The organism is Pseudomonas sp. MDT1-85, from assembly GCF_054898065.1.
The window spans coordinates 269985-283560 of sequence record NZ_CM142715.1 but is presented as its reverse complement, the minus strand read 5'-3'; the positions used below and the strand labels follow the sequence as shown (position 1 = coordinate 283560).

The 13576-nt window shown below is 61.7% G+C and carries 12 protein-coding genes; 2 read left to right on the top strand and 10 right to left on the bottom strand.

What is annotated here, in order from left to right; genetic code table 11:
- Positions 1-80: 80 nt before the first annotated feature.
- The 10 genes from ACYZT2_RS01320 to ACYZT2_RS01275 form a co-directional block, all read right to left on the bottom strand.
- Positions 81-431, bottom strand: coding sequence for a hypothetical protein (locus tag ACYZT2_RS01320; RefSeq protein WP_461969471.1), 351 nt, complete (start codon positions 429-431; stop codon positions 81-83).
- 57 nt (positions 432-488) lie between these two features.
- The gene (locus ACYZT2_RS01315; protein ID WP_461969469.1) at positions 489-1655 is read right to left on the bottom strand and encodes an XdhC family protein; all 1167 of its coding nucleotides are present in this window, start codon (positions 1653-1655) and stop codon (positions 489-491) included.
- A gap of 81 nt (positions 1656-1736) precedes the next feature.
- Positions 1737-3125: an amidohydrolase family protein gene (locus ACYZT2_RS01310; protein ID WP_461969467.1), complete on the bottom strand. Its 1389-nt coding sequence runs from the start codon at positions 3123-3125 to the stop codon at positions 1737-1739.
- Positions 3126-3137: 12 nt separating this feature from the next.
- Positions 3138-4493, bottom strand: coding sequence for a nucleobase:cation symporter-2 family protein (locus ACYZT2_RS01305; protein ID WP_461969465.1), 1356 nt, complete (start codon positions 4491-4493; stop codon positions 3138-3140).
- Between the two features lie 92 nt (positions 4494-4585).
- Positions 4586-5623: a CobW family GTP-binding protein gene (locus tag ACYZT2_RS01300; RefSeq protein ID WP_461969463.1), complete on the bottom strand. Its 1038-nt coding sequence runs from the start codon at positions 5621-5623 to the stop codon at positions 4586-4588.
- Positions 5620-6231, bottom strand: coding sequence for a UbiX family flavin prenyltransferase (locus ACYZT2_RS01295; protein WP_461969461.1), 612 nt, complete (start codon positions 6229-6231; stop codon positions 5620-5622). The genes ACYZT2_RS01300 and ACYZT2_RS01295 overlap by 4 nt, the downstream gene beginning before the upstream one ends.
- A complete protein-coding gene (locus ACYZT2_RS01290; RefSeq protein WP_461969459.1) occupies positions 6228-7613 on the bottom strand; it encodes a UbiD family decarboxylase in 1386 nt (461 codons plus the stop codon). Before ACYZT2_RS01290 ends, ACYZT2_RS01295 begins: the two co-directional genes overlap by 4 nt.
- Positions 7614-7730: 117 nt before the next feature.
- On the bottom strand, positions 7731-8636 hold the full coding sequence (locus ACYZT2_RS01285; RefSeq protein WP_134418495.1) for an amidohydrolase family protein: 906 nt from the start codon (positions 8634-8636) through the stop codon (positions 7731-7733).
- A 4-nt stretch (positions 8637-8640) separates the two neighbouring features.
- A complete protein-coding gene (locus tag ACYZT2_RS01280) occupies positions 8641-9570 on the bottom strand; it encodes an amidohydrolase family protein (protein ID WP_090183042.1) in 930 nt (309 codons plus the stop codon).
- Positions 9571-9888: 318 nt separating this feature from the next.
- Positions 9889-10779, bottom strand: a complete 891-nt coding sequence (locus tag ACYZT2_RS01275) for a LysR substrate-binding domain-containing protein (RefSeq protein ID WP_461969456.1) — start codon at positions 10777-10779, stop codon at positions 9889-9891.
- 118 nt (positions 10780-10897) lie between these two features.
- On the opposite strand from ACYZT2_RS01275, the gene ACYZT2_RS01270 reads away from it, so the two are divergent.
- Both ACYZT2_RS01270 and ACYZT2_RS01265 read left to right on the top strand, forming a co-directional pair.
- A complete protein-coding gene (locus ACYZT2_RS01270) occupies positions 10898-11362 on the top strand; it encodes a (2Fe-2S)-binding protein (RefSeq protein WP_461969454.1) in 465 nt (154 codons plus the stop codon).
- Positions 11362-13575: a xanthine dehydrogenase family protein molybdopterin-binding subunit gene (locus ACYZT2_RS01265; RefSeq protein WP_461969452.1), complete on the top strand. Its 2214-nt coding sequence runs from the start codon at positions 11362-11364 to the stop codon at positions 13573-13575. Before ACYZT2_RS01270 ends, ACYZT2_RS01265 begins: the two co-directional genes overlap by 1 nt.
- Position 13576: the final 1 nt, after the last annotated feature.

Here is a 13576-nt window from a genome sequence, read left to right as displayed (position 1 = left end):
CGACGTTTCGCCGATCAATAAAAAAGGCCAACGCTAAGCGTTGGCCTTTTTTCGTTTTAGCGGTCCTGCCGGATGTAGGTTCACAGAAATGATGACTTTCGACCGCGATATATCGCATACACCTCGGTAGCACCGTTGTCGCCGCCGTCGGCTGGATCGTCTTTATCGGAAAACAACACCTGCACGTCGAGGAAGTTGCTGCCGTATTTGTATCCGTCAACGTGAGTGAACTCAACGATGTGCTTGGCGATCGGGCCATCGATGCCCGGCTCGGCGAAGTGGGTGCCATACCAGTAACTGATTGAGTTATCGCTCCAGTCGGCAGCTTGCAATGAAGTGGCCGTCGTCAATAACAGAGTACTGATGGCAAAGGTCTGCCGAACGAGAAACGTGCGGTTCTGCCTCTTCCATTTCCTTGAGTAGTCGTCCACTTCGGCTTGAGGGACTTTTTTATAGGTGCCGAGAAACTGTCGTCGTTTGAAACCAGCTCAATCGACTGCTGCCGCTGCCTCCAACTTTTCACACACCAGCAAATCCACGTAATGAATCGGTTTGCTCCGATGCTTGAGCATCCCGCCGTTACGCAGATTCAACGCCGCCGTCATCTCCGCCAGAATCGAGAGCGCGACGCTTTCGGGCGCATCGCCGCCAAGGTCCAGGCCCATTGGGTAGTGCAGCTGTAGCAATGCATTCAGGACAGGATTATGTTGGCGAATGTCGGTCAACAAGCGCTCGGTCCGCTCGCGGGGGCCGAGTTGGCCGATGTAAGCCGGTGCGCCTTGCAGCAATTGGCCGAGCCAGTGTCGGTCCTGGCGGTAGCTGTGCGTCATGACGGCCACCGCGGCCCCCTCGATCAACGGTCCGAGGACGATGGAGGCGTCGAGGTTCGCGACGATGACCGCATCGGCCTGCGGAAAGCGTTCAGGGCGGGCAAAGTGGCTGCGGCTGTCGATCACGCTGACGTGCCAACCCAGCAGTTTGCTCATGCGCACCAGTGGCTGGGCGTCGTGGCCAGCGCCGAAGATCACCAGACGCGGGGGCGGAGCCACGTATTCGAAGAACACTTCGACTTCTCCACGGGCATCGGTGTAGAGCCGCAGAGAGGATTTTTTCTCGGTGAGTGTTTTGCGCAGGTCTTTGCGGATGCTGCTGTCGAGTGCGCGATTGCGCAGCGCGGGGCTTGCGTGCGACACCACCCGATCACCGACCCGCACCGACGTGTGGCGAGACGTGGCAATGATGGTCGCCATGGCCGCGGGCTGGAGACTGTCACGCACCTGTCGCAACAGTTCGATGGCCAATGACGGGGTCTTCGCGCGCAGGCGTTCGAGCATGACGAAAACCGTGCCGTTGCAGCCGAGGCCGAAGGTCAGGGCGCTTTGGTCGTCGTCTTCATCTTCGGTGGCGCCGGTGCTGTAGCGGCGCACCACCGGCTCGCCGGAATCGGTCAGCCACCAGGCCTTTTTGGCCAGGTCCTGTTCCAGGCATCCGCCGCTGACGGTGCCGATGGTTCGGCCGTGGAGGGGAATGAGCATGCGTGCGCCGGGGCGCCGGTAGGCCGAGCCTTCGACCTTGACCACGGTGGCGAGGACGGTTTCTTCGCCTTGCCGGGCGCAGGTTTCAATGGCTTGGAGGAGGTCGTTGAGGCCGGACATGGTGTGTTCTCCCGAAAGTCGGTGCGCAACCTGTTGGAACCGGCAAACCAGCTCCAACAAGGGGTTGTGTTAGCGGTTGGATCAGTCGACGACATGCATCAACTGCTCCACCCCCTCCCACGCTTCAGCACGCATGCGCTCCAGATCCAGCCCCGGAATCACGCCGTCGTCGACCACCAGCCGCCCCCCGACCATGCTGTACCGCACGGCAATCGGCTCACCCGCGACCACCGGCGCCAGCGCGATATCGTGGAAGCCGAAGAACCGTGGATGATCGAGGCCATAGATCACCAGATCCGCAGCCTGGCCAACTTCCAGCGTTCCGACCGCGCCCAGGCCCAACACCTGCGCGCCGCCCGCCGTGCCCCAATGAATCACCTCTTCGGCCGTGGTCGCCGAAGCCCCTTGTTCGGCGCGATGAATCAACCACGCCGTGTGCGCCTCACCGACCATACTTCCGGATTCGTTCGATGCCACGCCATCCACCCCAAGCGATATCGGCACCCCGGCCTCATACATTTGTGGTACCGGCGCGACGCCGCTGCCCAGCCGTGCGTTGCTCACCGGGCAATGAGAAATGCCGGTGCCGGTTTGCGCGAGCATGCGGATTTCCCCCGGCTGCAAATGCACCGCGTGAGCGAACCAGACGTCGGGGCCGAGCCATTCGTGTTCGGCGACGAATTCCACCGGCAGGCAGTTGTATTTCTCGCGACAAAAGTTGACGTAGTTCTGCGTCTCCGAGAGGTGCGTGTGCAAGCGCAATCCAAGGCCGCGAGCGGTGTGCGCAAGCTCACGCAGCAAGGTGGGCGGCAGCGAAAACGTCGGCGTGGTCGGCGCCACCACCACACGACGCATCGCGTCCGGCGTGTCCTGGTGGTACCGCGATTTGAGCCGTTCGATGTCACCGACCATCTGCTCCAGCGTCTCCGGTTGCAGCGCCGTTTTCGAGAACCCCGGATGAGCGCTGGCGGACTCCAGCGCGCCGCCCCGGCACAGCACAAAACGCATCCCGAACGTGTCAGCCGTGTCGAACAGCAGGTCACCGGTCTCGGTTGTGCCGTTGGCGTGATAGAGGTAATGGTGATCGGCGCAGGTCGTCACCCCCGACAACAGCAACTCGGCCATGCCTAGTCGCGCGGCGATCTGCGCCAGTTGTGGGGTAAAACGGTTGAGGCGCGGGTAGGGCACGCTGGCCAGCCAGCCTTGTAGGTCTTGATTCAAACCTTCGGGCACGGCTTTGAGCAGGTTCTGAAACAGGTGATGGTGCGTGTTGATCCAGCCTGGGTAGACCACCGAGTTGCGGGCATCGATCACTCGTTCGCCGGGTTGCGCAACCAGGCCCGCAGCCATTTCGGCAATGCGCCCGTTCACCACTCGAATGTCTACAGCACCGGCCCGGGCTCGCGGGCCACGCAGGCCGGTCATCACCGCCAGCGGGTTTTTGATCAGGATGTTTTGAAGTTGAGTCATGTGCTTCTCCAGTCAGAGGCTGTGGGGCGCAGGCTTGGTGGCTGCGCTGTCGGGAACGCTGACGCCGTTGAGCGCCGCGTTGAGCAGCACCGACACCAGGCAGGCAATCACCACGCTGCTGTGCAGGAACGGCTGGGACCAGTCGGGCATTTGCTTGAACAGGGCAGGCGCCAGCACCGGCACCAAGGCGGCGGCGATGGTGAAACCGACGATCAACACGTTGAAGCGGTTGCGCTCGTAGTCGACTTTGGCCAGGGTCTGAATGCCCGCTGCGGCGACCACCCCGAACATGGCAATCCCGGCACCCCCGAGGGCGGCGGTCGGCATTGACGCAATGATCGCCCCGGCCTTTGGCACCAGCGCCACGGTACACATCAGCAAACCGCTGATCGCCACTACCCAGCGACTGCGCACGCCGGTCAGAATCACCAGCCCGACGTTCTCCATGAAGGCAATGAACGGAAACGCTGCGAACATCCCGGCGATGGTGCTCGCCAGGCCATTGGCGCGCAGGCCGTTGATCACTTGTTTTTCTTCTACCGGTTTGTCGACGATGTCGCCGATGGCCACGAACAGCCCCATGGACTCGACCATCTGCACGATCATCACCACCACGATGGTCGCAATCGGGATCAGGCTAAAGGTCGGCAGGCCGAAGTAGAACGGGTAGGGCACGGTGAGCCAGGGCGCTTCCTGCACGCTGTGAAAACTGCCCATGCCCAGGCCGTAAGCCAGTCCCGCACCCACCAGCATCCCGATCAGCACCGCCATGTTGCGCATCATCGGCCCACCATAGCGGTTGACCAACAAAATGGTCGAGAGCACCACGGCGGCGACGGCAAGGTACGCCGGCGCCCCGAAATCACTGGCGTTGCGACCGCCACCGATCCACTCATAGGCAATCGGGAACAGCTGCAAACCGATCACCGTGACAATGCAACCGGTGACCACCGGCGGAAAGTACCGACGCAATCGGCCCACGAACGGCGCGACGAGCATCGTAAAGATTCCCGCGCCGATCACCGCCCCGCAGACCCCGGCGAACCCCACCTCCGGGTTGGTACCGATGGCGATGACCGGGCCGACGCTGCTGAACGCCACGCCCTGCAAGATCGGCAAACGCACGCCGAATTTCCAGAAGCCGACGGTTTGTAAAAGCGTGGCGATGCCGGAGCAGAACAGCGTGGTGCTGATCAGCACCACGGTGTCGGCCTGGGACATTTTCAGGGCGCTGGCGACAATCAACGGCACAGCGATGGCGCCGATGTACGAGACGGCCATGTGTTGCAGGCCAAGGGTGAGCATTTGGCGGACCGGCAGAATCTGGTCGACCGGGTGGACGGTGGAAGGGGTAGTGGCTGACGACATGGAGAATCACCTCTTGCTGTTTTTATGCTGTAGAGAGGGGTATTCGTTCTGTGTGCCCGGAGCCGCCATCCACCGGCTCCGATGCCGTTTTTTCAGCCTGCCAGGCAGGCGGCAAAGCCTTGGTTCAACGCCGCGCGGTCCAGGTCGCGGCCGATGAACACAATCTTGCTGGAGCGTGGTTCCGTGCCCCATGAGGTGGAGGCACGGAACTCGACCAGGCTATGAACGCCCTGCAGCACGTAACGCTGATCCTGATCCGCGACGGCCAGCACGCCTTTCATTCGGTAGAGGTTGTCGGCCTGCTCATCGCGCAACTCGCTGATCCACTGGTGGAAGGCGAGCAGATTCACGGCGCCGTCCACGGCGATGCCGACTGACGACACGCTCGCATCGTGGTCATGATCCAAATCATGGTGGTGCTCGTCGGCGTGGTGGTCGTGCTCGGAGCCGATTTCCATCAGCTTTTGCGTTGACTCGAACGCACCGATGCCGAGAATCTTCGACAGATCGATCTCGGCGTAGCTGGAGGTCACCAGGTCCGCCGTGGCGTTTAATCCACGAATCTTGCCGCGCAGCGCTGCCACGTCGTCCTCGCTCACCAGATCGACCTTATTGATCACAATGCGGTCCGCGCAGACGATCTGATCTACCGCCTGGTTGTCCACGCCATCCAGCTGCAAATCCTCCAGATGCTGGACGATGTGCTTGGCGTCGACCATGGTTACGATGGCGTCCAGTTCGACTTCATCTGCAATCGGGTCGTTGATAAAGAAGCTCTGCGCCACCGGGTACGGATCGGCCAAACCACTGGTCTCGATCAAGATGTGATCCAGCCGCACCGGGCGCGCCACCAGTTCGCGGACGATGCGCACCAGGTCCTCTCGAACCTCGGCGGTGCAGCACACGCAGCCGTTGACCATCTCGTAGATTTCTTCGGTCTCGGAGCTGAGCACCAGGTCGCCGTCGATGCCGACTTCGCCGAACTCGTTTTCGATCACGGCAATCTTGCGGCCGTGGTTTTCCCTGAGGATGTAGTTCAGCAGGGTTGTTTTGCCGGCGCCGAGGAAACCGGTAAGGATGGTCACCGGGATCTTGCGGTTTGGGGTCGGGGCGTTGAATGGGCTGTTCATGCGAGCTCCTTCGTTGTTGCGAAATGGCCGATGGCCGATGTGCCGGGTTCGCCCCAGCGCAACGCGGTCCCGGCGTCGAGGCCGAACAGGTCGAGGACACGGCCAAGGCTGTGATCGACCAGTTGCGAAAGGTTTTGTGGGCGGGCGTAGAAGGCCGGAACCGGCGGGGCGATGATGCCGCCCATCTCGGTGACGGCCGTCATGTTGCGCAGGTGAGCCAGGGTCAGCGGGGTTTCCCGGGCTATCAGCACCAGGGTGCGACGTTCCTTGAGGGTCACGTCGGCGGCGCGGCCGATCAGGCCCGAGGAAGACCCGGTGGCGATCTCCGCAAGGGTCCGCATGGAGCAGGGCGCAACCACCATGCCGAGGCAGCGGAACGAACCGCTGGCAATCCCGGCGGCCACGTCGTCGGCGCGGTGGTAGTGGCTGGCCAGCGCCGTGACTTGCGCCAGTTTGTAGTCGGTTTCATGGGCCATGGTCAGCAGCGCGGCACGGCTGATGATCAGGTGGCTTTCGATGTTCAACTCGGCGAGCAATTCCAGCAGGCGCACGCCGTAGATGAACCCCGACGCGCCGCTGATGCCGACCACCATGCGCTGGCGGTTCATGACTGATAGCTCTTCAGCAGGTTGCGTGCGCGCTCGACCACATCCTGATCCAGTTGCGCCTTGATCCCGTCGAACCCCGAACCGCGTGTGGCATCGAGACCCATGCGCGACGTGGTGCCGTTGACCGAGGACGACGGGTCCAGCGGACTGCCGGGCAAACCGTCAATAACGAAAATATCCTGATGCGGCTGAAAGTGGGTGGCCAACGCCCACAGCACCTGGCTGTCATCGGTGATGTCTATGTCGCTGTCCACCGCGATCACGGTTTTCAGGTACGGATCCCAACCGAGCAAGGCCAGCATGATCTGCCGCGCCTCGCCGTCGCGGCTTTGATCCAGCGCCACGTAGCAATGAAAGTGCGTGCCGGAGTTGGGGTAGTGCACGGCGGTGACGGCGGGAAATCGTGCCTTGAGTTTCTCGCTCATCTCCGCTTCCCGGGGCAGCCGCGCCAGGGTTAGGTGTTCGGCGTAACGCCCGCCGACCACGTCCACCAGCCAGGCGTCCTTGCGACGCATCAGGGTGTCGACCCGCAGCACATTATTGGTCGAACGGTCCGAGGAGTAACCGCTGAACTCGCCGAACGGACCTTCCTCGGCATAGGCCGCCGGGTCGATGGCGCCTTCCAGGACGAACTCGGCATAGGCCGGTACGCCGATGCCATAGCGCGGTGTTTTGACCAGCTCCAACGGTGCGCCGAACAGGCCACCGGCCACTTCGCGTTCATCGCTGCCGAACGGCAAACGCGCTGCTGCGGCAAGCATAAACAGCGGGTGTGCGCCGACCACCATCGCCACGTGCAATTCTTCGCCGCGTTCGCGTGCGGTTTGCAGCATGCGCCACAGGTGGCCGCGCGAATGCAGGCTGGTGGCGAGGGTCTGCCGGGCATGGCGCATCGAGCGGTGATAGCTCATGTTGGCAATTCCGGTGACCGGGTCTTCGGCGATGATGATCGCGTTGGTAATGTACGGGCCACGGTCACTGTCGAAGTGCTTGAGCATCGGCAACAGTGCCAGGTCCACGGCTTCGCCTTCGAAGATCTCGTCCAGTACCGGACCGGTTTCGACGTAGCGGGGCGCGATTGGATGATTGGCGCGGGCCTGGAAGGTTTCGTGCAGCTGCGCCGGAGTGACACCGAAGATCCGTGCGATGCGGGTTCGGGAGGCGAACAGGTTGGTCGCCACCGGCACACCGAGGTTGCCGACTTTTTCGCAGATCAGCAGCGGGTCGCGGCCTTGGGTGGCCAAGGCATCGACCAGGGCGGTGACGTCCTGGTCTGCCGAAAGCGATTGGTGAACGGTCAGCACATCGTCCGGGTATTGCCGGCGATAGGCGTCGATGAAATCGTGGAAGTCCTGGGTGTCGCCGAGCGTAGAGAGGGTCATGGTTTCACCTCGTAAAAAGCAGGCGCGCAGGGCTGAGGGCGACGCTCGATCGACAAGCCGTTGGCCTGCCGGTCGATCGAACGCCGGTTCTTCTGTACGCCTGAAAAGCTTCGGTTGTTACAGGTAAGTCGTGGTCAGACGAATGTCCGCTTCGATCAGGTCCTTGGGTGGCGGTGTCGGCTCGATGCCGCACAACCGGGCGATGTTGTTGCCCAGGTAGTCCTCAAGGTGATCCTCATCGATGCCCAAGCCCTGCGGTGCCGGCGAACACAGCACTTCCAGTTCCCGCAGCCACATGCCCGGTTCGTTCGGTGGCGAGTCGGTGCCGAAGACGATCTTGTTGCGCGGCAGCTCCTTGGCAAACTCGACGATCCGCGACTGGAAGCACCAGCCGGATTCGCAATAAACGTTCGGCGTGTCCATGGCCATCCAGAACGCTTCGAACGAGTAGTTGCCGCCGGTCTGGATGCCGAAGTGACCGATGATGAAGTTGACCATCGGGAATTCGCGGATGATCGGGTAGAACATGGTCGGGATGGTGTACGGACCGTCACCCGTGTGGATCAGCACCACGATGTTGTACTTGGCGCAGACTTTCATCGCCGGCCGCAGCCAGTCCAGTGCCCGGTCGGGACGATAGCCGTGCATGTTGGCGTGCAGCTTGAGCATCTTGAAACCGTATTCCTTGATATGAAACTCCAGCTCTGCCGCACCGTTTTCCGGTCCCCAGCGCGGGTTGAAGTTGAAGTTGCCAATGAACCGATCCGGGTACTTCATGCACAGCTCGGCGATGTACGACATGTAGTCGCGCACGCCTTCGCGGCCCCGCCGGTTGCCGTCGCGATAACCGGTGTTGCCCGGTGGCGGCTGGATGAAGCCCATGTCGATGCGGCGCGGTTTGCCGTTGATCATGTACGGGCCGTCCATCAGCTTGAGCATGCGCTCACCAGTGAACGGTTCGCCGGTGTGGCGCCAGGCCTCGTCGACCAGGTTGGTAGGGTGCAGATGGGTGTCGATAATCATCGGTTCAGCTCCTGGCCAATTGGGTGGTGACTGGGCGCTTGAGTTGCGCCTCGGCTTCGGACACGGAACGCGGCGGCGGGGTTGGCTCGAGGCCGATCATCCGCGCGGTGTTGTTGCCCAAGTATTCCTCCAGAGTGTCCTCGTCGAGGTTCAGACCCTGCGGCGGCTCATGACAGAGCACTTCCAGCAACCGCAACCACATGCCCGGCTCGTTCGGCGGGGTGTCGGTGCCGAAGAGGATCTTGTGGGTTGGCAGGACCTTGGCGAACTCGACGATCCGCGATTGCAGGCACCAGCCCGATTCGCAGTAGACGTTGGGCAGTTCCATCGCCCATTGCATCGGTTCGAACACGTAGACGCCGCCGGTCTGCACCCCGAAGTGCGCCATGATGAAATCGACGTTGGGGAACTCCTTGATCATCGGCACCCATTCCGACGGGATGCTGTACGGCCCGTCGCCGGTGTGCAGTTTGACCGGGATGCCCAGCTCGGCGCATTTCTCGAAGGCCGGACGGACCCAGTCCAGCGCACGGTCCGGGCGATAGGCGTGCATGTTGGCCTGCATCTGGACCATCTTGAAGCCGTGTTCCTTGACGTAGCGCTCAATCGCCTCGACACCGTTTTCCACGCCGCAGCGCGGGTTGTAGACGAAGCAGCCAATGAACCGATCCGGGTAGGTCTGGACCATCTTCAGCGTGTAAGCCATGTAGGCATCGATGGACTCGCGTCCGGTGAGGTCGCCGTCGGTCCAGGTGTAAATGGTGTTGCCTTGTGGTGGCTGGATGAAGGCTTTGTCGATGCGGCGAGGTTTGCCGTTGACCATGTACGGGCCATCCATCATCTCCAGCAGACGCTCGCCGGTGAACGGGTCACCGTCATGCCTCCAGGCGAGGTCCACCAGGTCGGTGGGATAGCAACTGATATCGATGATCATTGAAGTCGATCTCCTGATAGCGGGGAAGGGAACCTTGCGGTTCGCAGCAGTCGCATCCCGGGCAATCGGCCATTTCTATGCGCAAAGACTCGCGCATTCCCTCGCCTGGTCGCATCCGGCTCGGGACGCTGGCTGCTTGGGGGAAGTATTGGAAGGGGGGGTGAGGTTCGTACAATATTAATTGGGCGGGGTGTTGATACGTGTTCGATATGGGCCGGTTGGACCAGTGGATTTGCCGGCCTCATCGCGAGCAGGCTCGCTCCCACAGTGGTTTTGTGTACGACGAAAATCACCTGTGGGAGCCTGCTCGCGATGGCGTCAGTCCTGTGTTTGCCGAGCCAACTGGCGGATCACCTCAACCACCGGCGCCACCCGCTCGGCCTGCCCCGGCGGCCACACGGCGTAGAGGTTGTAATGCGCCGGAACCTGCGCCGCATTCAGCGCCACCAAACGTCCAGCGCGCAGCGCATCCGCCGCCAGCAAGCCGCGCACCAGCCCTGCACCCACCCCGGCCTCGGCGGCGGCAATCAGGTTCGCCGCATTGTCGAACACCACCCGTGCTGCCGGCTCCGTCGGCGCCATTCCCGCGGCATCCAGCCATGGAATCCACGAGCGCCGCGTGTACCCCAACAGCGGCAACGCCAGCACTTGCGCCGGCGTAATTGGCACCTGTAATCCATGGCGCTCCAGCAACGCAGGCGACGCCACGGCCCTGACGCGATCCCCACAAATCTGTGTCATCTCACAGTCTTCCCAATCGCCATACCCGTAGCGCAACGCCAAATCCACCCGCTCAAACGAACTGCGATCCGAACGCGGCATGGACAGCAATACCACTTGATGGTCAGGCAATAAATCGAGCAGTTCCGGTAGCCGTGGATTGAGCCAGCTTTGGGCCAATTCACTGTCGACATCAAGGGTCAGCCGCTGCGCGACGCTGCGGTTTTTCACCGAGGACAGCGCCCGGTCGATCTGCGCCAGCCCGTCGGACAGCACGCTGGCGAACAATTGCCCGGCATCGGTCAGGTTGCTGCCACCCCCTTCACGCACGAACAGCGGCTGGCCGATGAAGTCTTCGAGGGCACGGATCTGCTGGCTGATGGCGCTGTGGGTGAGGTCGAGTTTGCGCGCCGCGCTGGAGAAACTGCCGCTGCGGGCCGCCTGGATGAAAGCACTCATGGACTGCACCGACGGGTATCGCTTGTACATGCTGTTAGTCCTACTTACACAGGATGGCAGAAATCGTCGCTGGCCCGATTTTCCACAGACTCCCAATAATCGGCGACCAGGCCTGCACAAAGACGGGCCGCTCTCTTGGAGCCTGACAATGATCGAATTCACGGTAAACGGCGAACGACACGAGCTGGTAGAGACATCGCCCTCCATGCCCTTGTTATGGGTGTTGCGTGATCACTTGAAACTCACCGGCACCAAGTTCGGTTGCGGCATGGGCCTGTGCGGTGCCTGTACCGTGCACCTGGACGGTGTCGCAGTACGTTCCTGCCAACTGCCGGTCGCCGCCGTGGCGGGGCACAGCATCACCACCATCGAAGGCTTGTCGCCCACCGAACAGCATCCGCTGCAATTGGCCTGGGTTGCCGAAGATGTCCCGCAATGCGGTTACTGTCAATCCGGTCAGATCATGTCCGCCGCCGCGCTGCTCAACACCGGTGCGACGGTCACCGATGACTCGATCCGTAACGCCATGTCCGGCAACCTGTGCCGCTGCGGCACTTACGGGCGAATCAACAAAGCCATCAAGCGCGCGGCTGCTGCGCCGAAGGAGGCGTGATGTCTTTTATCGACGACACTCAGGTCGAACTGCCGCGCCGCATTTTTCTCAAGCAAGCCGCCACCGTCGCGTCCGGTCTGGCGATTGCGTTTTATCTGCCCACGGGCTTAGCGGCGACGGATCCAAAAGTGCCTGCACCTGCGGCTGAATTCGAGCCCAACGCCTGGGTTCGCGTGCTGCCCGACGGCACGGTGAAACTGGTGGTGCACAAGCACGATTCCGGCACCGGCACCCAGACTGCATTGGCTGCTTGTGTGGCTGAGGAGCTGGATGTCAACCCGATGACCGTGCAGGTGATCTCGCCGGAAAATCCGTTCTTTGAAACCTACATTCACCCTATATGGAAAGTCTTCTCCACGGGTGGTAGCACCAGTGTTTCGCTGGAATACGATCGCCTGCGGATGGCCGGTGCCACGGCGCGCGCACTGCTGATCACTGCGGCGGCCAAGCAATGGAAAGTCAGTCCCGACAGTTGCACAACCGAAGAGGGCCGGGTGGTGCATTCCGCCAGCAAACGCAGCCTGGGGTACGGTGAGCTGGTGAGTGTTGCTGCGAAATTGCCAGCACCGGCCAAGGTCACTCTGAAGGACCCCGCGCAGTTCAAATACATTGGCAAACTGCGGCACAAGCGCGATGCGGCGGCCAAGGTGTGCGGGCGCTTCAAGTACAGCATCGACGTGGAGTTGCCAGAGATGATGGTGGCGGTGATTCAGCGCACGCCAGTTGTCGGCGCCCAGGTTGTCTCGGTGGATTCCAGTACGGCGTTGCAAGTACCGGGCGTGCGTAAGGTGATCACGATTCCCGGCCGGCCTGATGTGCTGGGCGGCAATCAGGAAGGCGTCGCAGTGCTCGCGGACAATTACTGGGCCGCCCAACAAGGTCGTGCGTTGCTCAAGGTGCAATGGAGCGATTCACCCCTGGCCGATTTTGACAGCGATCAACTGGCGACGGCGCAAGCGGCGGCCATCCACGACAAAAATGCGCAACGGGTGTCCGCCATGGTTGCAGGTGACGTGAGCGCTCAGTGGCCGAAAGCCGCGAAGCTGCTCGAAGCCGATTACCTCATGCCGTACAAGGTGCAGAACCCGCTGGAACCGATCTGTATCACCGCCGAGGTGAAGAATAACGCCATCACCTACTGGGGCGGTGTTCAGGTGCCATCCTCGGCGCTGGAAGCTGCGCAAAAGGTGTGCAAGATCGCCAAGGATAAGGTCACCATCAATGAGTTGGTGTCCGGCGGCAGCTTCGGGGCGCGGGAGGCCAAGTACTGGTTGTTCGAAGTGGCCTACCTGGCGCAGGAGGCCAAGGTGCCAGTCAAGTTGATGAACAGCCGTGAAGACGAAATGCGTTCGCTGTTCATGCACCCGGCGACTCTGCATAGAGTCAAAGGTGCGCTGGATGCTCAGGGCAAACTCACGGCGTTGAAACTTGACGCGGTCTCACCGGCTTCACCGGAACAGTGGGAACCAGGCTATTTCGAACGCCCCGACCACATGGACTACAGCACGACCGAAGCCATCACCGCGTGGGACTTTGCTTATCGTCCTTCGAATCTGGACCTGGTCTGGGTCAAGCACGAAAGCAACGTGCCCAGCGGTTGGTATCGCTCCGTGAGTTTCATTCCCAATGTGTTTGCCGTCGAAAGTTTCATGGACGAACTGGCCCACAGCTCGGGACAGGATCCGTTGGCCTTTCGCCTGGTCCATATGCACGAACGGCCCCGGCACGTCGCGGTGCTGAAGAACGCCGCCGAACGTGCCGGTTGGGGTCAGCCATTGCCGGATGGGACAGCCTTGGGAATCGCCACCAATCAGGGTTACACCAGCTTCATCGCGGTGGTCGCCAGACTTTCGAAAAAAGACGGTGTGATCAAGGTCGATAAGCTCACCTGCGTGGTCGATTGCGGCCTGGCGGTATCGCCGGGTGGTGTCGAAGAGCAGATCTATGGCGGCTTGATGTGGGGCCTCGGTCACGCGCTGTTCGACCGCATGGACATCAAACAGGGCAGGGTGGTGCAGAGCAACTTCCATGATTACCGGGTGCCCCGCATGTCGGACATGCCGGCGATAGATATTCTGGTACTGGACGGCGAGCCGAGCAAACCTGGAGGTGTCGGTGAACTGGGCAGCACGTCGGTGGTCCCGGCCATCGCCAATGCGCTGTTCAGCTTGACCGGTGTGCGCCAGCGCTCGACGCCACTGACCCTGGGATAGC